This window comes from Rhizobium johnstonii 3841 (assembly GCF_000009265.1).
In the GTDB taxonomy this organism is placed as follows: domain Bacteria; phylum Pseudomonadota; class Alphaproteobacteria; order Rhizobiales; family Rhizobiaceae; genus Rhizobium; species Rhizobium acaciae.
On record NC_008380.1, the window covers coordinates 4475097 to 4496379 of the forward strand.

General features: G+C 61.9%; 19 protein-coding genes. 7 read left to right on the forward strand and 12 right to left on the reverse strand.

Features of this window, described 5'->3' with window-relative positions:
* Positions 1-203: 203 nt before the first annotated feature.
* The 9 genes from RL_RS21770 to RL_RS21810 form a co-directional block, all read right to left on the reverse strand.
* Positions 204-3350, reverse strand: coding sequence for an efflux RND transporter permease subunit (locus RL_RS21770; RefSeq protein ID WP_011653620.1), 3147 nt, complete (start codon positions 3348-3350; stop codon positions 204-206).
* A 26-nt stretch (positions 3351-3376) separates the two neighbouring features.
* On the reverse strand, positions 3377-4516 hold the full coding sequence (locus tag RL_RS21775; protein ID WP_011653621.1) for an efflux RND transporter periplasmic adaptor subunit: 1140 nt from the start codon (positions 4514-4516) through the stop codon (positions 3377-3379).
* A 50-nt stretch (positions 4517-4566) separates the two neighbouring features.
* Positions 4567-5175: a TetR family transcriptional regulator gene (locus RL_RS21780; RefSeq protein WP_011653622.1), complete on the reverse strand. Its 609-nt coding sequence runs from the start codon at positions 5173-5175 to the stop codon at positions 4567-4569.
* Positions 5176-5447: 272 nt separating this feature from the next.
* Positions 5448-5879 (reverse strand): OsmC family protein, encoded by a 432-nt coding sequence (locus tag RL_RS21785; protein WP_003543147.1) that lies wholly within the window; start codon positions 5877-5879, stop codon positions 5448-5450.
* 208 nt (positions 5880-6087) lie between these two features.
* Positions 6088-6867, reverse strand: coding sequence for an SDR family oxidoreductase (locus RL_RS21790; RefSeq protein WP_011653623.1), 780 nt, complete (start codon positions 6865-6867; stop codon positions 6088-6090).
* Positions 6868-7758, reverse strand: coding sequence for an aldose 1-epimerase (locus RL_RS21795; protein WP_011653624.1), 891 nt, complete (start codon positions 7756-7758; stop codon positions 6868-6870).
* Positions 7755-8705, reverse strand: a complete 951-nt coding sequence (araH, locus tag RL_RS21800; RefSeq protein ID WP_011653625.1) for an L-arabinose ABC transporter permease AraH — start codon at positions 8703-8705, stop codon at positions 7755-7757. The genes RL_RS21795 and araH overlap by 4 nt, the downstream gene beginning before the upstream one ends.
* A 17-nt stretch (positions 8706-8722) precedes the next feature.
* Entirely contained in the window at positions 8723-10228 is a 1506-nt protein-coding gene (araG, locus tag RL_RS21805; protein WP_041936477.1) for an L-arabinose ABC transporter ATP-binding protein AraG, read from the reverse strand.
* Positions 10229-10298: 70 nt separating this feature from the next.
* The gene (locus tag RL_RS21810) at positions 10299-11282 is read right to left on the reverse strand and encodes an arabinose ABC transporter substrate-binding protein (RefSeq protein WP_011653627.1); all 984 of its coding nucleotides are present in this window, start codon (positions 11280-11282) and stop codon (positions 10299-10301) included.
* Between the two features lie 212 nt (positions 11283-11494).
* Between RL_RS21810 and RL_RS21815 the strand changes: the two genes are divergently transcribed.
* The 4 genes from RL_RS21815 to RL_RS21830 all read left to right on the forward strand — a co-directional run bounded on the left by RL_RS21815 (position 11495) and on the right by RL_RS21830 (position 14875).
* Positions 11495-12250: a FadR/GntR family transcriptional regulator gene (locus RL_RS21815; protein WP_011653628.1), complete on the forward strand. Its 756-nt coding sequence runs from the start codon at positions 11495-11497 to the stop codon at positions 12248-12250.
* Positions 12251-12316: 66 nt separating this feature from the next.
* Positions 12317-13465 carry a galactonate dehydratase gene (gene dgoD, locus RL_RS21820; protein WP_011653629.1) on the forward strand — a complete coding sequence of 383 codons (1149 nt, stop codon included), beginning with the start codon at positions 12317-12319 and terminating at the stop codon, positions 13463-13465.
* Positions 13466-13618: 153 nt separating this feature from the next.
* Positions 13619-14014, forward strand: coding sequence for a DoxX family protein (locus RL_RS21825; RefSeq protein ID WP_011653630.1), 396 nt, complete (start codon positions 13619-13621; stop codon positions 14012-14014).
* 81 nt (positions 14015-14095) lie between these two features.
* Complete coding sequence (locus tag RL_RS21830; RefSeq protein WP_011653631.1) at positions 14096-14875, forward strand: SDR family oxidoreductase; 780 nt, start codon at positions 14096-14098, stop codon at positions 14873-14875.
* Positions 14876-14892: 17 nt separating this feature from the next.
* On the opposite strand, the gene RL_RS21835 is transcribed toward RL_RS21830, so the two are convergent.
* Positions 14893-16110 carry an adenylate/guanylate cyclase domain-containing protein gene (locus RL_RS21835; protein ID WP_041936478.1) on the reverse strand — a complete coding sequence of 406 codons (1218 nt, stop codon included), beginning with the start codon at positions 16108-16110 and terminating at the stop codon, positions 14893-14895.
* 65 nt (positions 16111-16175) lie between these two features.
* Positions 16176-17201, reverse strand: a complete 1026-nt coding sequence (locus tag RL_RS21840; RefSeq protein WP_011653633.1) for a LacI family DNA-binding transcriptional regulator — start codon at positions 17199-17201, stop codon at positions 16176-16178.
* 95 nt (positions 17202-17296) lie between these two features.
* On the opposite strand from RL_RS21840, the gene RL_RS21845 reads away from it, so the two are divergent.
* The 3 genes from RL_RS21845 to RL_RS21855 all read left to right on the forward strand — a co-directional run bounded on the left by RL_RS21845 (position 17297) and on the right by RL_RS21855 (position 20515).
* Entirely contained in the window at positions 17297-18484 is a 1188-nt protein-coding gene (locus RL_RS21845) for a phytanoyl-CoA dioxygenase family protein (RefSeq protein ID WP_011653634.1), read from the forward strand.
* A 202-nt stretch (positions 18485-18686) separates the two neighbouring features.
* Positions 18687-19508, forward strand: a complete 822-nt coding sequence (locus RL_RS21850; protein WP_011653635.1) for an SDR family oxidoreductase — start codon at positions 18687-18689, stop codon at positions 19506-19508.
* A 95-nt stretch (positions 19509-19603) separates the two neighbouring features.
* On the forward strand, positions 19604-20515 hold the full coding sequence (locus RL_RS21855) for an SMP-30/gluconolactonase/LRE family protein (protein ID WP_011653636.1): 912 nt from the start codon (positions 19604-19606) through the stop codon (positions 20513-20515).
* Between the two features lies 1 nt (position 20516).
* Here the strand turns inward: RL_RS21855 and RL_RS21860 are convergent, their stop codons facing one another.
* A complete protein-coding gene (locus tag RL_RS21860; RefSeq protein ID WP_011653637.1) occupies positions 20517-21266 on the reverse strand; it encodes a ThuA domain-containing protein in 750 nt (249 codons plus the stop codon).
* Positions 21267-21283 lie beyond the last annotated feature (17 nt).

The window sequence follows — 21283 nt, forward strand, 5'->3', positions numbered from 1 at the left end:
CTGCCTCGTCGCTGAGTGGCCGGGATCGCGGTTGGTCTCCCGGCATGCTTTCGCAGCTTAGCTTTTTCGAGAGGGCAATGGAATCGGCGCGCAGCTCCAAGACGGAGCAGGCACTAAAGACTGCGCGGCGCCGTAGGCAGACGCGCTTTGATGAGGAAGATGTGACCTGTAAGGAAAACGGCGCGGCTTTCGCCGCGCCGTCCTCACTCTGCTGCCAACGCCGGCGGATGTCTGTCATCCGCCTCTTCCTGGATGGCGTCGGCATGCTGGCCTGGCTCGTCCTTTGTCTTCGGCTCGCGGCCGAAGAAAAGGGCGTAACCGGCGGGCAGAACCAGAATGGTAAGCACGGTCGCAACCAGGATGCCGCCCATCATCGCGTAGGCGAGCGGACCCCAGAAGACACCGCGCGAGATCGGGATCAGCGCCAGCACGGCGGTCAGCGCCGTCAGCATGATCGGCCGGAAACGCCGCACGGCCGCGCCGACGATCGCCTCCTGCCGGTGCATGCCGGCCTTGATATCCTGGTCGATCTGGTCGACCAGGATGATCGAGTTGCGCATGATGATGCCGAGTAGCGCGATGACGCCGAGGATTGCGACGAAGCCGAAGGGCGCGCCGCTGATCAGCAATGCGGCCGCCGCACCGATGATCCCGAGCGGACCGGTGGCGAGAACCAGCATCGCCTTGCCGAAATGCTGCAGCTGCACCATCAGCAGCACGATGATGACGGCGAGCATGATCGGCGCCTTGGCGGCAATCGACATCTGGCTTTCCGCCGCATCCTCGGCGCCGCCCTGAATCTCGACATGGTAACCGGCAGGCAGGCTGTCGCGCAGGTCCTTCATGTCGGCATACATCTTCATCACCACGTCGTTCGCCTGCACATCGTCAGGCAGCGTGGCACGCACGGTGATCGTCGGCAGGCGGTCGCGCCGCCATTCGATGCCCTGCTCCATGACGGGCACGACCTTGGCAACCTGCGAGACCGGCACGAAGCCGCCGAAATCCGTCGGCACATAGACCGAGTTGACCGCCGACAGCAGCGAGCGGCTGGCATCCGGCTCGCGGGCGACGATTGAGACCGTCTCCTCGCCGTCGCGGAAATCGTCGAGCGCAGTGCCCGACATGGCGGTCTGCAGCATCTGGCGCACACGCTGCGAGGTGACGCCGAGTGCCCGGGCGCGGTCCTGGTCGATCACCAGCTTCATCCCCGGCACCTCTTCCAGCCAGTCGTCATGGATGGCGCCGAGCATCGGATTGGCCTGGAAGCGCGCTTTTACCTGATCGGCAATCTCCCTGACTTCCTGGCGGTCAGGCCCCATGACGCGCATCTGCACCGGCCAGCCGGTCGGCGGACCGAGGAAGAGGCGGTCGACCTTGCCGCGAATGTCGGGGAAGTCTTCCGCAAGGATCGTCCGCAGCTTGACGATCAGCCGCTCGCGTGCCGGTTCGTCATTGGCCATGACAAGCAGCTGGGCGAAGTTCGGATTGCGCAACTGCTGATCGAGCGGCAGGAAGAAGCGCGGCGCGCCTTCGCCGATATAGGTGGCGATGAACCGCTTGTCGGGATCATCCATCATCTTGGCTTCCAGCGCCTTTGCCTGCACCTCAACTTCCTTGATGCTGGTGCCCTCGGGCAGCCAGAGATCAACGAGGATTTCCGGCCGCGAAGATTGCGGGAAGAAATTCTGCGGAATGAATTGAAAGGCCCAGAGGCTGGTGACGAAGGTGCCGAGCGTCAGCAGCAGCACGATGACGCGGTGGCGCACCGCCCAGCCGACCGTGCCGCGCAGCCGACGATAGAAGCCGGTGTCGAAGGCGTCGTGATGCTCGCCGGCGTGATGGCGCTGCTTGAGGATCATATAGCCGAGCCACGGCGTGAAGTAGACCGCGACGAACCACGAGGTGACAAGCGCGATGCCGACGACGTAGAACAGCGACCGCACATATTCGCCGGCCGTCGAGGCGGCGAAGCCGACCGGAATGAAGCCGGCCGTGGTGATCAGCGTGCCCGTCAGCATCGGGAAGGCGGTCGAGGAATAGGCGAAGCTTGCCGCGTCGATCTTGACGAGCCCCTCCTCCAGCTTTCGCTCCATCATCTCGACGACGATCATCGCATCGTCGACAAGCAGGCCGAGCGCGATGATCAGCGCGCCGAGCGAGATGCGCTGCAGGTCGATGCCGAGTTCGTACATCAGCGCAAAGGTGGCGGCGAGCACCAGCGGAATGGCGATGGCGATGACGAGGCCCGATCGCCAGCCGATCGACACGAACGAGACGACCAGCACGATGATGAGAGCTTCGCCGAGCGCATGCATGAATTCGCTGACCGCATCCGTCACCACGTCGGGCTGGTTGGCGATCTGGTCAACGGCGACGCCGTAGGGCAGCGCCTCCTCGAAGCGCTGATAGGTCGCCTCCACGCCCTTGCCGACATCGGTCACATTGAAGCCCTTGGCCATCACGACGCCGACCTGAACGCTGTCGTGGCCGTTGAAACGGTACTTGCGCTGGTAGGGATCTTCGAGACCGGAACTGACGGTGGCGATATCGCCGAGGCGCGTCACCTGGCCGCCCGCGCGAAGGCGCAGTTCGCGGATATCGGCCGCCTTCTTCACGTCGCCTTCGACCGATATGCGCACCGAGCGCAGGCCGGTATCGACCGAGCCGGCCGGATCGACATTGTTCTGGCCCTTGATGGCGTTCTGCAGATCGAGGATCGTCAGGCCGCGCTCGGCGAGCGCCTTCGATGAGACGTCGATATAGATCTTCTCAGGCTGGTCGCCGATGATGACCGCTTTCTCGACGCCCGGCGTCGTCAGCAGCATGTCGCGCGCCTGGATCGCGAATTTCTTCAGTTCCGGATAGGAATAGCCGTCGCCGCTGATCGAATGCAGCGTGATGAAAGTATCGCCGAACTCGTCGTTGAAATAGGGGCCGAGCAGGCCCTGCGGCAGCTCGCTGGAGATGTCGCCGACCTTCTTGCGCACCTGGTAGAAGGCGTCCGCCACTTCTTGCGAATTCGTGTCGCCCTTGACCTGCAGGGTGATGATCGCGCTGCCGGCCCGCGTATAGGACTTGACCCAGTCGATATGCGGCGTTTCCTGCAGCTTGCGCTCGATCTTGTTGACGACCTGATCTTCCATTTCCTGGATGGAAGCACCCGGCCAGATCGCCTGAACGACCATGACGCGGAAGGTGAATTCGGGGTCCTCGCGCTGGCCCATGCGCATCAGGCCGAGCACGCCGGTGATGATGATCAGCCCGAAGAGGAAACGGGCGATGCTTGGATGTCCGATCGCCCAGCGCGACAGATTGAAGGGCCGCTTTTCGGTGGTGGTGGCGTCCATGGTCCTGTTCCCTCTTTATGGCGCGTTCAGCGGACAGTCTGGTCCGTGGCAGCCAGGGCCGACTGCTGGTCCGGCACCTTCACCTTCAGGTTTTCGCTCATGAACTGCGTGCCGGCCGAAACGACGAGATCGCCGGTATCGAGACCCTCGGTCACATGCACGCCGTCGCCGGTGAAATCGGCAACCTTGATGTCGCGGCCATGCACGGTCGCCGTGTCGCGGTCGACGGTCCAGACCATCTGCTTGCCGTCCTTTTCAGCCAATGCGCTGAGCGGGATCGAGACATAGCTGTTGCCGTTGCTGACATCGGCCTCGATCGTCGCCGTCATGCCGAGCAACACCTGCGGATCGTTCGGCAGGCTCACCCGAACCGCAAAGGTACGCGACTGCTGGTCGGCGCTGCCGGAAACCTCGCGCACCTTGCCGTCGAGCACCAGCCTGTCGTCGGCCCAGAAGCTGGCCCTGACTGTCTTGCCCGGCTTGAATTCGGCAATGTCGTTTTCCGGAACCGCAATCTGCACTTCCTTTTCGCCATCGACGGCGACGGCGACGACGGGAGTGCCCGACGCAACGACCTGTCCGACATCGGCATTGATCGTCGTGACAATCCCGTTGTGGTCGGCCTTCAGCTCCGCATAACTCACTTGGTTCTTCGCCTGATCGAGCGCCGAGACGGCGGCATCGCGGGTTGAAACGGCCTGATCGTAACTCAGCGACGCTTGCTCGAGCTGGGATTTCGGCGAAACATTCTTGTCGAACAGCTGCTGATTGCGCTTGTTCACGAGATCGGCGGTTTCGACGCCTTTTTCAGCGGCTGCGAGATTGGCTTCCGCCGTCTTGACCGCCAGCTGGTAATCGGTGGAGTCCATCCGAGCGAGCACGTCGCCCGGCTTCACCTTATCGCCGATATCGACGAGGCGTTCGGTGATCTTGCCGGCGACGCGAAATCCGAGGTTCATCTCGGTGCGCGCCTTGACCGAGCCCGAATAGTCGAGCTTGCGGGTGTCGCCGGCCTTGGCGATCTCGACGACCTTCACCGGCCGGATGACTTGCTTGACCTCAGCCTTCTCCTCCGAGCAGGCGGAAACGCCGATGCCGATGGCGCCGAAGAGCACGAGAGTGGAGACGGACGGCATGCGATGGCTGAGGGTCTTGAGCGAAAACATCTTCCGCACTCCTGGATCGTTTAGGGGGTTTCGACGGCGACCGCCGTCCATTATTTCTTCAGCGCCCTGATCACGTAGTCGATCAGTTCGTCGACGCTCGCGCGGTTCGTTTTGGCAAGACATTGCGCCACCATCTGCGGATGGCAGAGCGTGTTCGTCGCCGCGCCGAAGCAGCGCGAGGCAACGACCGGGTCCTGCTCGGCGAACTCGCCGGCTGCAATGCCTTCGGCAATGATTTCGGCGATGAGATCATGAATGCGATCGATGTGTTTTTCGATGACGTGCCAGTCGCGATCGATCGCGACGATGATCATCTCGTGCACCTTCATCTCGTCGAGCATCAGATCCAGCGTCAACTGATGCTGGGTCTCGACATAGCGGCGCAGTCGCTCGCTGGCGCTGATCGGCTGATGGCGGATGTCGTAGGCGATCTGATAAGCGGTGGCGAGCATGCGCCCGCAGAGCGCCTGGTGGATTTCGACCTTCGAGGCGAAGAAACGATAGATATTGGCCGGCGACATGCCGAGATCGCGGGCAATGTCGGCCACCGTCGTCTTGCTGTAGCCATAGTGCCGGAACAGCCGCTCGGCCGCATCAAGAATGCGCGTGACATTCTCCTGCCGCGTAACGTCGAGTGTATTTTCCGCAATGTCGTTCATAAGTTTTGGGGCCTGAATTACGAATGACGATTTTCGAATTTCGTCAGTCGTAAAATATCAGGCGTTACTTGTCAATGCCGCGGCGCAGCAAAATGTGTCGCGGGGCGAGCGCGGTCCGGCGGAAGCGACAACTCGAGAAGATCGATGCACTGGGAGAAGGGGCCTGCACGCGTCATGCTGATAGCCGATGACGTCGGAATAGGCGGACCCGAGCAGGCAGGCCACAAATGGAGAGTGCCGCGGCGAAGCGCGCGGCACTTCAGAGTGACGGGTCAGACGACCTTGACGTCGAGTGTGATCGGAACGGAGGCGAGCGCCTTCGAAACCGGGCAGCCGGCCTTTGCCTTGTTGGCGAGTTCGGTGAAGGTCGCCTCGTCGGCACCGGGAATACGGCCGGAGAGCGAGAGATGGATGGCGGTAATGGCAAAACCGCCCTCGACGCTTTCGAGCGTCACCTTGGCAGAGGTTTCCATATGCTCGGCGGTAAAGCCGGCTTCACCGAGGATCAACGACAGCGCCATGGTGAAGCAGCCGGCATGGGCGGCACCGATCAGTTCTTCCGGGTTGGTGCCGGCAACGCCTTCGAAGCGGCTCGCAAAGCCGTAGGGGTAATCCTTCAGGGCGCCGCTCTGCGTCGAGATCAGGCCTTTTCCGTCCTTGAGGCCACCGGTCCAATGAGCCGAAGCCGTGCGATTGATCTGCATGCCGTCCTCCTGTTTTCTATTGTGCTTTCAGAACATGATGCCGAAAAGTGTGCGCGGTTTTCGGACAACATCATGCTCCAACTCTTTCCAGAAAGCGGCAGGGTGCCGCTCCATGCCTGCGGGAGATCAGATAGCCTTCCCGATGGGCAATATAATGCTCTATCCCGAGAAGACGACAGGCTTGTAAAAATAGCGGGATCAAAGCCCTTCAGGCGGGATGCTGCAGCACGCTGAGGCCGCCATCGATCGTCAGGCAGGTGGCATTGATGAACGGGCACTCGTCGGAGATCATGAACACGGCCGCCATGGCAATCTCCTCCGGCGTCGCGATGCGCCCGCCAGGATGCAGTTTCATCGTTTCGGCCTTTGCCGCCTCCGGATCAGGAAAGCCGTTCCAGTAATCGATCACCTTCTGCGTCGAGACATAGCCCGGCGCCAGCGCGTTCACGCGGATATTGCGGGCGGCATATTCGAGGCCCAAGGATTTCGTCATTCCGAGCAGGGCGTGTTTTGCCAGCGGATAGGGAAATGTGTGCGGGATGATGGTGAAAGCGTGCGTCGAGGCGATGTTGAGGATAACGCCGCCGCCCTGTTCGATCAGGCCCGGCAGCACCGCCTTGCAGCAGTTCCATGCGCCCTTCAGATTGATGTCGAAGCAGCGGTTCCATTCCTCGTCCGTCGTCTCGAGCGGTTCGGCGAAGACATTCACCCCGGCATTGTTGACGAGCGCATTCAGCTGCCCGATTTCTTCATTCGCCTGAGCGACCAATGTCGTGATCGTGCCGGCATCGGTAATATCGGCCGGCAGATAACCAAGCTGGCCGCCACTGCTCTGGAGCTCTTTCGCCGCCTGCGCCAGCAGCGCCGCATCGCGATCGACGAGAAAGACGGCGGCATCCTCCCGCAGGAAAGCCTTCGCGATCGCAAGGCCGATACCCTGCGCAGCACCTGTTATCAGGATGTTCTTGCCCTGCAGGCGGCCGCCCATCTATCCCTCCTCCGATCGAACCGGCAGCGCCGACATCAGGATCGTCACCGTGCCGGCAAGAACCTCCCCCGGCGCAAGCGGCGCGAGCCCACCGAAATCAGGCAGATGGTGGCCGTTCGGCAGGTGGCTCATCGGCTCGAGGCAGAAGAAGTCGCTCCGGTTGACCGGCATATACAGCATGAAGCGATCGAGCGCACCGTCGGCTTCCAGCGCCGCCTGGATTCCAAGCTCCGGCCAGGCGATCGCAGCTCGCCCATTCCAACCCTCGAAGGCATTGTTCATCCATCTCTGCGGCAAAAGCTTTTCGGATCTGAAATCGAAATAGTCCGGCACAGGGCCAGGCATCTCCGGAAGATGGTCCGGCCGCTCACTCCAATAGCGATCGGCCGCAATCGTCAGTCGCGTCTTTGGCGTGCGCGCGAAGAAGGGATGTTGACCGAGCCCGAAAGGAAGAGCCGCTTCCCCGCGGTTTTCCACGGAAAGCCTAAGCACCAGAGCATTGCCGGCGAGACGGATCTCCTGCCGGGTAAAATAGGCATAGGGTGAAACACTGTCGGCGCTGCGGGAAAAGCAGAACTGCGCATGCTCCGGGCTGGAGTCTTCAAGTTGCCAGAGGCTGAGCCAGCCGTCGCCGTGCCGATAGAGCGGATCGGAAGTATTCGGCTGGAAGGCATAGTCGCGTCCGGCAAAGGACATGATATTGCCTTCCACGCGGTTGCCGAACGGCACCATCGCGAAATTCGCCATCGTTCCTTCAGGGCCGCCGGCCGCCACGAGAAAGGGCATGCCTCGATAGGTCGCGGCGGTGACGGCGGCACCCCGACGGCTGACCCGGACGGCGAGATCGCCGTGCCTCAGTTCGATGTCATCGCCGGTTTGTCCCTGGTTCATCCGCGCCGTCCCGCAGCCGAAGACCTCAAATTGTCGAGCAACACTGCGATCAGCAGGATCAGCCCGCGTACCACATACTGATAGAACGCCTGGATATTCAAGAGGTTCATGACGTTTTCGGCGATGCCCATAATCAGCACACCGACAATGACGCCGCTCATCGCCGCCCGGCCGCCGGCCAGCGAAACGCCGCCAAGAACGCAGGCCGAAATCACCGAAAGCTCAAGCCCTGTCGCCGCATTCGGCTGGCCGGAGGTGATGCGGGAGGCAAGCAGAATTCCGGCTATGCCGCAGACAAGCCCCTGCAGCGCAAAGATCCAGACTCGCATGTTGACGACATTGACACCGGCAAGCCGCGAGGCCTCGGGATTGCCGCCGATCGCCAGGGTGTTCTTGCCGAAGACGGTGCGGTTGAGCACGAAACCGAAGAGGATGAAAAGGATCAGCATGATCCAGATCGGCGTCGGCACGGTGAGAAATCGCGACAGGGCAAGCTGGTAGAAGGCGGGATCGTTGATGCCGACGGCGCGGCCATCGGAAGCGATCAGCGCCAGCCCGCGCACGATCTGCATGGTCGCAAGCGTGGTGATCAGCGCATTGATGCGAAACCGCGCAATGACGATACCATTGACGAAACCGACGACGGCGCCGCAAAGCAGGGCGGCGAGCAGCCCGACGGGAATGGAGCCCGTCGCATTCGAGACCATCACCGCGATCATGCCGGAGAAGGCGACGATCGATCCAACCGAAAGGTCGAAATCGCGCGACGCCAGGCAGAACATCATCGTGCAGGCAACGATGCCGATCGTGACGACCGATTGCAGCAGCCCCAGCATGTTTCGCTCGGTCAGGAAGTTCGGAACGAAGAGCGAGACGATCACGAAGGCGGCAGCAAAGATCACCACCAGCCCTTGTTCGCCGAGAAGGATTTTTTTCAACGAATTCATCGTCCGTATTCCTGGTTCTAAAGGGTGCCTGCGGCATTCTTGTCGGGAAGCGCTGCCGTCAGGATGCTGCGCTCGTCGAAATCCGGACGGGCGACGTTGGCCGCCACCCTGCCCTGGCACATCACCATGATGCGATCGGAGATGCCCATGACTTCGGGCAACTCGCTGGAGATCACCACGATCGCCATGCCGCCGGCCGCAAGCTCATAGAGAATTTCGTAGATTTCCGATTTCGCCCCGACATCGATGCCGCGCGTCGGCTCGTCGATGACCAGCACCTTGATCCCCTGCTCGGACAGCCAGCGGCCGAGAATGACCTTCTGCTGGTTGCCGCCCGATAGATTGATGATGTCCTGCTTGCGCGACGGTGTTCGCACCCGAAGCTTGGCGATGAACCGATCTGCCAGCGCCGCCTCTTGTCTCGGGCTCAGAATGCCGAAGGGCGAAAAGTGCCGGCGTGACGAGATCGCGATATTTTCTTCGATCGATCGGCCCTGGACGATGCCGTCGAACTTGCGGTCCTCGGGGCAAAGCACCATGCCGGCATTGATCGCCGCTTTCGGATTGTTCGGCGAAACGGCAACGCCGTCAATGGTCACCTGGCCCTGATGCCTGGCATCGGCGCCATAAAGCAGCCGCGCCATCTCGCTACGGCCAGCGCCGATCAGGCCGAAGAAACCGAGGATTTCGCCCTGGCGGACGGAAAAGCTGATCGGATGGCGCAGCCTCGGCCCCGACAGGCCGTTGACCTCCAGCCGAATGCCGCCGAGCGGACGTTCGCGCCAGCCCCAGACATTGCTGATCTCGCGTCCGACCATTTCCGAGATGATCTGTTCGCGCGTCGTTTCGGCGATCTGTGGATGGTGGGCGGCAAGCTTGCCGTCGCGCAGCACCGTCAGGCTGTCGCAAAGCCTGAAAATCTCGTCGAGACGATGCGAGACGTAGAGAATGACCGTTCCCTTCGCCTTCAGCCTGTCGATGAGCGAAAACAGGATTTCGCTTTCGCGCGAGGAAAGCGAGGAAGTCGGCTCGTCGAGCGCAATCACCCGTGCATCGAGCATGACGGCCTTGGCGATCTCGACCATCTGCCGTGCGCCGATCGAAAGCGAGGCGACCTTGGCCGACGGATCGATATCGATGCCGATCTCTTCGAGCTTCGACCGCACCGTCTCGATCAGCGTCTTCGAATGGATGACGCCACCCTTGGCCGGAAAGCGTCCGAGCCAGAGATTTTCGGCGACCGTCAACTCCGGAACGAGCTGCAGTTCCTGGTGGATGACGATGACGCCGGCATGGAAGGCGTCGCGGACGGATCCGTATTTCTGCTCCTCGCCGTCGATAAGGATGTTGCCGGCATCGGCGGCCTGATCGCCGGACAGTACGCGGATCAACGTCGATTTACCGGCGCCGTTTTCGCCCATCAGGCCGTGGACGGCGCCCTTCTCGACGGTGAAGGAAACATTCGCCAGCGCCTGCACACCGGGATAACCCTTGGAGATATTGCTGAATTCGAGGAAAGCCATCATCGCTCCGCCGAGAAAGACCCGGCGGCACGCTGAGCGGCCGCCGGACGATATCATCTTGGAAGGACGATCACTCGATGCCAAGATCCTTGCGGACCTTTTCATAATCGTCGCGCAGCGCTAGGGAACCCGAGGTCAGCGTCAGCTTTTCCGGCTCCTTGTCGTTGGCGATCCAGTCATACATGTTGAGCGCAGTCTCATAGCCGTGACGCTTCGGCGAGATGATGACGGTGCCGAAGAAGCCCGTCGCCGCCGGCTTCTTGAACTCGTTGATCGCCGATTCCGCACCGCCGATGCCGACACCGATCACGTTGGCCGCCGGAATGCCGACGGATTCGGAAGCACGGACGGCGCCGAGGACGGCTTCGTCGTTGAGGCCGAAGGCGACCCAGTATTTCACGTCGGCATGTTTGTTGAGAACGGTGGTTGCCGCGTTGAGCGCCGCTTCCGTATCCGTCTTCGCCTGTGGCGCATCATAGATGTTTTCGGCCGGGAAGCCGGCGGACTTCAGCACCGAGATCGCACCTTCGACGCGGTCGACGGCGGTCGGCAGCTGGTCATAGGAGACCCGCACGGCGCCGACATTCTTCATGTCCCAGCCGCGCTTCTTGATTTCGTCGACGATTGCCTGGCCGACGGTCTCGCCGATCTTGGTGGCTGAAATGCCCATATGCGGCACGTCTTCCAGCGGCTTGCCGTCGGCGCTGACGAGGCGGTCGTCGACCGTCATCAGCTTCAACTGGTTGGCTTCGGCCTTAGCGACGATGCCGGGGCCGAGCTTGACGTCCGGCGTGCAGATGATGAAGCCCTGCGCACCCTGGGCACCGAGATTATCGATCGCCGACTGGACCTTCTCGCCGTCTTCGGCGCCGATCTTGACGACGGTGAAGCCTTTTTCCTTGGCGGCCTGGCCGGCGAATTTCCATTCGTCCTGGAACCAAGGCTCCTCGGGCTGCTTGACGATGAACCCTATCTTGACGTCCGCGGAAAATGCCGAGCCGGCCGCCAGAATGGCGAAAGTGCCAGCCAGAATGGCTGCTTTGAACAAGCGCATGTCTCTCTCCCTAACTTTCAAAAACCGAGCAGCTGCCTCCCAGGCAACGTCCATTGAATTATGATAAATCATCATACCAGTCAATTGCCAATGTATGATGATTGGAATAATAGGATTATTGACGAGGTGGCGGGAGGAAGCGTCGCAAAGCGGATCGAATTCGGATAATCAGGTTCGGTTGCCTAGCACGCGAGACAGAGCGGAGAGGTGAGTTGGAAACAATCGAGCGACAGAGCGGGGCCGCAAGCCGCCGCATCGAGCGCCGCCCACGCGTACGCCGCAACGTCACGGCGGCAATCGCTCAGGATATCTGTGCGGACCGCTATCCTGCGGGCTCGCCGCTGCCGCGCGAAAACGATCTCTGCGAACTCTACGGCGTCAGCCGCACCGTCATTCGCGAATCGTTGAAAGTGCTGGAATCCAAGGGCCTTGTCCGTGGCAAGCCGCGCATCGGAACCACGGTCTGCGACAAGGATGACTGGAATATCCTCGACGCCGACGTGCTTGAATGGATGGGTCCCTATATCAAGGATTTCGACCTGCTCGGCTGCATTCTCGAAGCCCGCCGCACCATCGAGCCGGCAGCCGCCGAATATGCCGCCGAGCGCGCCAGCGCCCAGGAGATCGCCGATCTCGACAATGCCTGGCGGCAGATGCGCGACAGCGCCCGCGACCCGGAAAGCTTCACCGATGCCGACGTCATGTTCCACACGGTGCTGCTCACCGCCAGCCACAATCAGGTCTTCCGCCGCCTGTCGAGCGCCATTCACGCGGCACTGAAATATGCGCTGCACGCCTCCAATATCGGCGTCGAGAACCGCGAGGATGCGGTACTCGTTCACGGCCAGCTGGTCGAGGCCCTGCGCATGCGCGACAAGGCTGGCGCCCGCGAATGCGCCAACCGCATGCTCGATCTAGCGGTGCGCGATCTTGCCGCCGCCGAAAAAGCGATCGGCAGAACGAAATGACCGATCACGACAAATCTGCGGACGCGCCGCCGATCGCAAACCCGGGAAGAGACTGAAAGAACAGCGATGAAGATCACCAAACTCACCACCTATATCGTCCCCCCGCGCTGGCTGTTTTTGAAGGTCGAGACCGACGAGGGCATCGTCGGCTGGGGCGAACCGGTCGTCGAAGGCCGTGCGCTCACCGTTCAGGCCGCCGTCCATGAGCTGGAAGACTACCTGATCGGCAAGGATCCCTTCCTGATCGAAGACCACTGGACCGTGATGTATCGCGGCGGCTTCTATCGCGGCGGCGCCGTCCACATGAGCGCGATCTCGGGCATCGACCAGGCGCTGTGGGATATCAAGGGCAAAGCGCTCGGCCAGCCGATCCATTCCCTGCTCGGCGGCCAGCTCCGTGATCGCATCAAGGTCTATTCCTGGATCGGCGGCGATCGTCCCTCGGATGTCGCCAACAATGCCAAGGAAGTGGTTGCCCGCGGCTTCAAGGCGATCAAGCTCAATGGCTGCGAGGAAATGCAGATCGTTGACACCAACGAAAAGGTGGAAAAGGCGGTCGAGACCATCGCCGCCATCCGCGAGGCGATCGGCCCACATATTGGCATCGGCGTCGATTTCCACGGCCGCGTGCACAAGCCGATGGCGAAGGTTCTCGCCAAGGAGCTCGATCCCTACAAGCTGATGTTCATCGAAGAGCCGGTGCTTTCCGAAAACAAGGAAGCGCTGCGCGATATCGTCAACCACACCTCTACGCCGATCGCGCTCGGTGAACGCCTCTTTTCGCGCTGGGACTTCAAGCAGGTCCTTTCGGACGGCTACGTCGACATCATCCAGCCGGACCTCTCCCATGCCGGCGGCATCACCGAATGCCGCAAGATCGCAGCGATGGCCGAAGCCTACGACGTGGCACTGGCGCCGCATTGCCCACTAGGCCCGATCGCGCTTGCCGCCTGCCTGCAGGTCGATGCCGTCAGCTACAATGCCTTCATCCAGGAACAGAGCCTCGGCATCCATTACAACAAGGGCAACGACATCCTCGACTACATCTCCAACAAGGAGGTGTTCCAGTATGCCGATGGTTTCGTCTCGATCCCGCAGGGTCCAGGGCTCGGCATCGAGGTCGACGAGGCCTATGTCATCGAACGCGCCAAGGAGGGCCATCGTTGGCGCAACCCGATCTGGCGACATGCCGACGGCAGCTTCGCCGAGTGGTGAGAGCGCATAACCCCGAAAATCGGAACCGATTTTCGGAAAGGATTGTGCGCAATTCAAAGTGATAGGGTCGCGCAAGCGGCCCTTTTTCATTCACCGTGTCGGATATCGGGGATCTCGTCCGTCATACTGGAAACTCAAAGAGGAGATTTCAGGATGGCCAGAGCAATCGCAATCATCGTCGCCCGCATCATCTTCAGCTTCGTCTTCTTCATGGCCGCCGGCTTCAAGTTCGCCGATATCGGCGCAACAGCAGGCTATATAACCGCGGCAGGCTTTCCGATGGCGACATTCCTTACCTGGATCGCCGCCTTTTTCGAGATCGCGCTGGCGCTCGCTTTCATATCAGGAGCCTTCTTCACCGAGGCCAGCCTGCTTGCAGCCATCTATGTGATCTTCCTCGCTTTCGCCTTCCACGGTCCGTCCCATTGGCAACAGAACCAGGCCGAATTCGGCTTCTTCGTCGATCACTTTACCTTCCTCGCCGGTCTGCTCTTTGCCGCCGTCCACGGACCGGAGAGATGGGCGTTGAAGCAAACGCTTCTAAGATAACCGCGACGACCCGCCGCCTCCGGAACCAACTGCCGCGCCGAACAGTTGGCATGTCGGCAAAACGGCAAGGAGATCCCGCCCATGGAGCTGAAGGGAAAGATCGCATTGGTAACAGGCGCCGGTTCGGGCATCGGCAAAGCGGCCGCGTTGCGGCTCGCTGCCGAGGGTGCAAGGGTCGCAGCATTGAGCCGCACCGCCGACGAGGTCGAAAAGACCTGCGCCGAGATCAAGGCCGCCGGCGGAGAGTCGATCGCGCTGACGGCAGATACCAGCGACGAAGCTCAAATGCGAAGCGTCGTCGCGAAGCTGACCGACACCTTCGGCGGCCTCGACATCGTTGTCGCCAATGCTGGGATCAACGGCGTCTGGGCGCCGATCGACGATCTGAAGCCGGAAGAATGGGACAAGACCATCGCCGTCAATCTGCGCGGCACCTATCTCACCCTGCATCTGACGGTTCCGCATCTGAAGCGCCATGGCGGTTCGATCATCGTCGTCTCCTCGATCAACGGCACCCGCACCTTCACCACGCCGGGCGCCACCGCCTACACCGCAACCAAGGCGGGCCAGGTCGCCATGGTCCAGCAACTCGCCCTCGAACTCGGTCGACACGGCATCCGCGTCAATGCCGTCTGCCCCGGCGAGATCGAGACCAATATCGGCGCCAATACCGACAGCCGCCATCCCGAGGAGACGGAGGTTCCGGTCATCTGGCCGCAAGGGGATATCCCGATTGCCGCCGGCAAGGCAGGCAAGAGCGAGGATGTCGCCGAAACCATCCTTTTCCTCGCATCCGAGCGCGCCCGACATATCACTGGTACGCCGATCTGGATCGACGGCGGCCAGGGCCTGTTGCGATAGCCCTTGCGGTCGGGAACTCAGCCGTTCAGCCGGGCGCTTTCGAGCGTATAAAGCTGCTGGGCACGCTGCACGCCGCGCAACGCATAGCGCCCGACGCAGGCGAGTGCGGTACGCGCCTGCTCTGGTATCGCCGCGGCGAAATCGGAAGAGATCAACAGGTTGAGATCGACGGAACGACACATCGAGGCGATCCGGCTGACCTCGTTGACGGCAGGTCCGATGACGGTGAAGTCCAACCGATCCTGGCTCCCGATATTGCCGTAGAAGACATCGCCGATATGCAGGCCGATATAGACATCGGTCGTCGCCCGACCGTCGGCCGCACGCGCGGCATTCAGCGTGGTCAGCTTTTCCCGCAGCAACGCTTCGGCGCTCAGCGCCGCACGACATGTCTCCGCCGGCACCTCGCCCTTGAAGATGGCGAGCACACCGTCGCCGATCAGCTTCAGCACGTTGCCGCCGGACTCGTGGATCGCTGTGATCACCGCCTCGCTATAGTCGTTGAGCAGCGGAATGATCTCCTCCGGCGGCACGCTGTCGGAGATCTTGGTGTAGTTCAGCAGATCGGAAAACCAGAGTGCCGCGGAAATCCGCTCTGATTTGCCGCGGCTGATCTTGCCTTCCATCACCTGGCGCGCGGCGTCCTCGCCGAGATAGACCTCGGCGATGGTGCGGGCGATACGCCCGAGCGCGATGCATTTGATCGCCAGCCCCAGCACCGGCACCAGCTTGCGCAGGATGGCGAGGTCGTGATCGGAAAAGCCCTCAGGATGTTTCGTCGCGAAATGCGAGAAGAAGCAATCCATCTCGCCGATCGTGCCGGCCTCGGAAAAACGATGCATCATCGCCACGAAATCCGTGTGACCGGCTTCGGCGATCGTATCGAGCAAGGAGAAATCGATCGGATCGCCGAAGCCGAGACGCCGACGTATCTCCCGTTCGTTGCGAGACCAAAGATGAAAGAAGGCCGAACGCTGCCAGTTCGACGCCGCCTCCCCCGAGATCGTCGGACCATATTCGAATTCGGTCTGGATTTCCTCGACGCTGTCCCAGCGGAAGGCGCGGCCCTCATGCACCGGATGCAGCGTATCCATCAGCGCCAGACCGCGGTCGAGCGGCAGGCCGGCATCCCGGCAGGCCGAGCAGAAACCGGTCATCAACTCGGCTTCCGAAGCGCCCTTCAGTCCCTGCTCCGTGATCCAGGCTGCAATCGTGCTGACGTCGCTGTAATCCATGCCGCTCACCTTCACTCGTGTCAAAGCTGTAGCCCGAATTCGGCATCGAAGGAAAGTCAATTGGCTCAATCGGCCGCGGGCATATTGTAGGGCGTGACGATTTCGACTGATGAAAGCGAGGGCGTAACCGCGCGCGGTAAGGCGGTCGCCCGGCTCATGATCGCCCGGAAGGCCGAACGCGCATCGGTTCTGAGATCATGATGCAGCACGAAGCCGATCCGACGCGCCGCAAGCAGGGCGCGATTATCCGCGTCGAGATCATGGGCGACGAAAACGCGGACGGGACGTTTGGCCATGTCGAAGACCGCAAGCACCGCCCGGTTGCCGCCGCCGATCGAATAGACGGCGTTGATGGCGGGATCGGCCGCAAGCGCTGCCGCGGCAAGCGTTCCCGTCGCAGCATCGGTGCCGTGCCCCTCGCTGATTTCGGTAATGCCGATGTCAGGATAACGGGCACGGATGACGCGGCGAAAGCCGATTTCGCGCTCCTCCTCGCCGCGGAACCATCCGCTCGACAGCGTTACCAGCACCTTGCCGCCGCCAGCCCCCAGGGATTCGCCGATCAGATAGGCGGCGGTCTCCCCTGCTGCCCGGTTGTCGGCGCCGGCATAGGCGATGCGTGCCGAATTCGGTAGGTCGGTCACCAGCGTCACGACGGGAATGCCGGCCGCATCCGCCCGCGCGACAGCGGCAGCCACATCGGCGACGTCAGGCGCCTTGAGCACGATGCCGTGCGTGCCACGCAGCCGGATGCGATCGAGAAGCTGCACCAGCTCAGCCGGCTTCATCACCTCGGCAAAATGGAACCGGCAGCGGAAGACGCCCGGCAGGAAGGTCGCCATCTCCGCCTCGAAGGCGGCCCGCACCGCATCGCTGAAACGCTGCGGCGTCTCCATGACGATATCGATCGCCAGCATGCGGCCGCTGCCCATCGCCCCGGCCTGCTGCTTCTCCAGTTCCGCGATCGCCGCCTTCACCCGCATCTCGGTCTGCCGGCGCACACCCGGTCTGCCGTTCAGCACCCGGTCGACGGTCGCGGTGCTGAGCCCTGCCTGGAAGGCAATATCCTTGACGAGAAAGAGGTGTGCCATGCGACCGGCCTGATGGTTTTTTGATGGATTTCTGATCTATATCACCTGGCATCGCGGCGTATAGTGCCTCCATTGGAAAGAGGGAGGAGCCCGCCATGAAAACCGACAACCAGCAGAAACTGCGCGCCGACCGCGTCTGGCTGAGCGAAGACGCCTGCGATCTCGATGAGTTTCGCGCCCTTGCGGAAAAGACGACGGCACTTGCCGATTACCCCGCAGCGTCTGCGGTCGAAAAAAACGTGCTGATCTATGACAGCCGCAAGGTGATGACGGCGGTTGCAACGCCAGAAGGCCGACGCGCCGTGCTGGCGGAAATCTGCGATGCCTTCGGCGAGGGTCCTGGTGTCGTCGTGTTCAAGCGCGCTTACGCAGACACCGGCATCGTCGACCGCGCCAGCTCGATCTTCGATGCGATCATCGAGGAACAACACCGCACCTCGACCGGCGGCGGCGATCACTTCGCCAAGCCTGGCGCCAACGACCGTATCTGGAATTCGCTGGAAAAACATTGCCTCGCCGATCCGGCAAATTTCGCCGAATATTACGGCAACGCCATCGTCGCGCTGGCAAGCGAAGCCTGGCTCGGCCCGAGCTACCAGATGACGGCGCAGGTCAACCGCGTCAATCCGGGCGGTTCGGCGCAGTCGGCGCATCGCGACTACCATCTCGGCTTTCAGTCGTCGAAGGTGATCGAGCAGTTCCCGGCACATGTGCATCGGCTCTCGCCGGTGCTGACATTGCAGGGTGCGGTCGCCCATTGCGACATGCCGCTCGAAAGCGGGCCGACGCTCTTCCTGCCGCACAGCCAGACCTATGTGCCGGGCTATCTTGCGCTGAAGCGGCAGGAGTTCCGGGATTATTTCGAGACCAACCATGTCCAGTTGCCGCTCGAAAAAGGCGACGTCGTCTTCTTCAATCCCGCCCTCTTCCACGCCGCCGGCACCAACCGCTCGGCCGACATCAAACGTGTCGCCAACCTCCTGCAGGTCTCCTCCGCCTTCGGCCGGGCAATGGAAACCGTCCATCGCGAGAGGATGAGCGCCAGGCTGTTTCCCGCCTTGAAGACCTTGCAGGGCAGGCTCTCGCCAGACGAAATCGCCAACGCCGTCGCCGCCTGCGCCGAGGGCTACTCCTTCCCGACCAATCTCGACCGCGACCCGCCGCTCGGCGGACTGGCGCCGAAGACACAGGCGCAGCTGATTCACGAGGCGTTGCGGGAAGGCTGGAGCGATGAAGCCTTTACGACAGCACTTGCCGAGCAGGCGGGCAAGAAGTTGAGCTAACTTGGAGGCTGGAGCCCCCTCATCCGCCCTACGGGCACCTTCTCCCCGAGGGGAGAAGGGGAAATCGAGACGTTGCCGCGAATCTCTTCTCCCCAGCGGGGAGAAGGTGCCGGCAGGCGGATGAGGGGGCTCATCGCACCAACCTAAAAGCCTTCCGCATCGGCGGGAGGCCATTCGTACGTCATCACAAAGGAGGAACCTCATGAGCACAGACCACGGCCGCCTCGACGGCAAGATCGCCATCGTCACCGGCGGCACGCAAGGATTGGGCGCGACCATCGCCCGCCTCTTCGCCGAGCGCGGCGCGGAAGGCATCGTCATCTGCGGCCGCAACGAAGCCAAGGGCAAGGCAAAGGCGGCGGAGATTTCGGCTGCGACCGGCACCAGGATCGTCTACGTCAAAGCCGACCTCGGCAACGTCGAGGATGCACAGAATGTCGTGCGTGCCTGTGACGAGACCTTCGGCCGCGTCGACGCGCTGGTCAATGCCGCCGCCATCACCGATCGCGGCACTATCCTCGACACCAGCCCGGAACTCTTCGACGCCATGTTCGCCGTCAATGTTCGCGCGCCGTTTTTCCTGATGCAGGAGGCGGTGAAGGTCATGCGCCGCGAAAACATCGAGGGTACGGTCGTCAATATCGGCTCGATGTCGGCCAAAGCCGGCCAGCCCTTCATCGCCGCCTATTGCGCCTCCAAGGGCGCGCTGGAAACGCTGACGAAGAACACCGCCTACGCGCTCCTGCGCAACCGCATCCGCGTCAACGGTCTGAACATCGGTTGGATGGCCTCCGAAGGCGAGGACCGGATCCAGCGCGAATATCACGATGCCCCCGCCGACTGGCTGGAGAAGGCGGCGGCAAGCCAACCCTTCGGCCGTCTCGTCGATCCGCACGAGGTGGCGCGCGCCTGCGCTTACCTGTCGTCTTCCGAATCCGGCCTGATGACCGGCTCGGTCATCTGCTTCGACCAGTCGATCTGGGGCGCTTACGACGGCTCACCGCATCCGGTCGCGGCCCTCTGACGAAACCAGAGCCCGGCATTTCCATTGCGGGGCTCTGGCACCTCCAGCTTTTTGCCGGTAGGAAAAGAACGGCAGCATTCAGGGAGGAAACTGGCATGGGCGACAATCCGATTTATGAGATCCGCGACGAACGCTTCGGTGCAATGGTCATCGGCAGCGCCGGCCTCGAGGAGCTTTATTCCGGCTGCCGCTGGACGGAAGGCCCGGTCTGGTTTTCCGACCTGAACTGCCTTCTCTGGAGCGATATCCCGAATGAACGCATGATGCGCTGGACACCGGATGGTACCGTCTCCGTCTTCCGCTCGCCCTCCAACTACGTCAATGGCAATACCCGTGACCGGCAGGGCCGGTTGGTCTCCTGCGAACATGGCGGCCGCCGCGTCACCCGCACCGAGACGGACGGCACCATCACCGTTCTCGCCGACAGCTACCGGGGCAAGCGGCTGAACTCGCCGAACGACGTCGTCGTGCACTCCGATGGCGGGGTCTGGTTCACCGATCCGACCTACGGCATCCTGTCGGATTACGAGGGCCACAAGGCCGAGCCCGAGCAGCCGACACGCAATGTCTACCGGATCGACCCCGTAAGCGGAGCGATCGACGCCGTCGTCGAGGATTTCATCCAGCCGAACGGCCTTGCCTTCTCGCCCGATGAGACGAAGCTTTATATTGCCGATTCCGGCTCCGCAAAACATGAAGTGCCGCGCCATATCCGCGTTTTCGACGTCATCGACGGCAAGGCGCTTGCCAACAGCCGCTATTTCTGCAGCCTCGATGTCGGCCATCCCGACGGTTTTCGTTTCGATGTCGCCGGCAATCTCTGGACGAGTGCTTCCGACGGCGTGCACTGCTTTTCGCCCGACGGAACCCTGCTCGGCAAGATCAGGGTGCCGCAGACGGTGTCCAACCTCACCTTCGGCGGCCCCAAGAAAAACCGGCTCTTCATCACCGCGACGCGTTCGGTCTATTCGATCTATATCAAGACGACCGGCGCGCAATATCCATAGATCAGGCCTTCGCCTTGTCGGGGCGGCCGTGCAGCGGCTCGGCCCGATGCCAGTTTTCCAGGATGCGGCCATCGGTGTGTTTCTGCCGCGCCCAGCGGATGCCGTTCGAAATCACCTTGTGCACGGTCTTGTCATGATAGATCGGATAGGTCTCGTGGCCGGGGCTGAAGAAGAAGATGCGCCCACGCCCACGCTGGAAGGTGCAGCCGCTGCGGAACACCTCACCACCGGAATACCAGGAGATGAACACCAACTCGTCCGGTTGTGGAATATCGAAGGGTTCGCCGTACATTTCCGAGGCATTGACCTCGAAATAGGGCGGCAGCCCCTCGGCGATCGGATGCGAGGGATTGACCACCCAGACGCGCTCCAGATCGCCATCAGGCGTCTCGCGCCAGGAAAGGTTGGCATTGGTCCCCATCAGCCGGCGGAAGAGCTTGGAATGATGGCCGGAATGCAGGACCAGCAGGCCCATGCCCCTCAGCACGCGCTGCTGCACGCGGTCGATCAGCCCGTCGCTGACCTCCTCATGCGCCATGTGCCCCCACCAGAGCAGCACGTCGGTATCATTGAGCACGCTGTCCGGCAGCCCTTCATCCGGATCGTCTAGCGTACCGCGGCGAATTTCGAAATCGGGGTGGGCAATGCCTGACGCGATCGCTCCGTCGATACGATCAGGGTAGATCTCCTGAACCTCCTTGTGGACCTGCTCGTGGCGTCCTTCGTTCCAGATCGTGACCTTGATTGTCATGTCATTCCTCGATGTGT

What these genes read in the sequence shown, in the direction of transcription:
- RL_RS21775 (WP_011653621.1), bottom strand. Translation starts at nt 4,516, where the DNA reads ATGTTTTCGCTCAAGACCCTCAGCCATCGCATGCCGTCCGTCTCCACT.
- RL_RS21840 (WP_011653633.1), bottom strand. Translation starts at nt 17,201, where the DNA reads ATGGCACACCTCTTTCTCGTCAAGGATATTGCCTTCCAGGCAGGGCTC.
- RL_RS21825 (WP_011653630.1), top strand. Translation starts at nt 13,619, where the DNA reads ATGGCCAGAGCAATCGCAATCATCGTCGCCCGCATCATCTTCAGCTTC.
- RL_RS21785 (WP_003543147.1), bottom strand. Translation starts at nt 5,879, where the DNA reads ATGCAGATCAATCGCACGGCTTCGGCTCATTGGACCGGTGGCCTCAAG.
- RL_RS21770 (WP_011653620.1), bottom strand. Translation starts at nt 3,350, where the DNA reads ATGGACGCCACCACCACCGAAAAGCGGCCCTTCAATCTGTCGCGCTGG.
- RL_RS21780 (WP_011653622.1), bottom strand. Translation starts at nt 5,175, where the DNA reads ATGAACGACATTGCGGAAAATACACTCGACGTTACGCGGCAGGAGAAT.
- dgoD (WP_011653629.1), top strand. Translation starts at nt 12,317, where the DNA reads ATGAAGATCACCAAACTCACCACCTATATCGTCCCCCCGCGCTGGCTG.
- RL_RS21810 (WP_011653627.1), bottom strand. Translation starts at nt 11,282, where the DNA reads ATGCGCTTGTTCAAAGCAGCCATTCTGGCTGGCACTTTCGCCATTCTG.
- RL_RS21845 (WP_011653634.1), top strand. Translation starts at nt 17,297, where the DNA reads ATGAAAACCGACAACCAGCAGAAACTGCGCGCCGACCGCGTCTGGCTG.
- araG (WP_041936477.1), bottom strand. Translation starts at nt 10,228, where the DNA reads ATGGCTTTCCTCGAATTCAGCAATATCTCCAAGGGTTATCCCGGTGTG.
- RL_RS21795 (WP_011653624.1), bottom strand. Translation starts at nt 7,758, where the DNA reads ATGAACCAGGGACAAACCGGCGATGACATCGAACTGAGGCACGGCGAT.
- RL_RS21855 (WP_011653636.1), top strand. Translation starts at nt 19,604, where the DNA reads ATGGGCGACAATCCGATTTATGAGATCCGCGACGAACGCTTCGGTGCA.
- RL_RS21790 (WP_011653623.1), bottom strand. Translation starts at nt 6,867, where the DNA reads ATGGGCGGCCGCCTGCAGGGCAAGAACATCCTGATAACAGGTGCTGCG.
- araH (WP_011653625.1), bottom strand. Translation starts at nt 8,705, where the DNA reads ATGAATTCGTTGAAAAAAATCCTTCTCGGCGAACAAGGGCTGGTGGTG.
- RL_RS21850 (WP_011653635.1), top strand. Translation starts at nt 18,687, where the DNA reads ATGAGCACAGACCACGGCCGCCTCGACGGCAAGATCGCCATCGTCACC.
- RL_RS21860 (WP_011653637.1), bottom strand. Translation starts at nt 21,266, where the DNA reads ATGACAATCAAGGTCACGATCTGGAACGAAGGACGCCACGAGCAGGTC.
- RL_RS21835 (WP_041936478.1), bottom strand. Translation starts at nt 16,110, where the DNA reads ATGGATTACAGCGACGTCAGCACGATTGCAGCCTGGATCACGGAGCAG.
- RL_RS21830 (WP_011653631.1), top strand. Translation starts at nt 14,096, where the DNA reads ATGGAGCTGAAGGGAAAGATCGCATTGGTAACAGGCGCCGGTTCGGGC.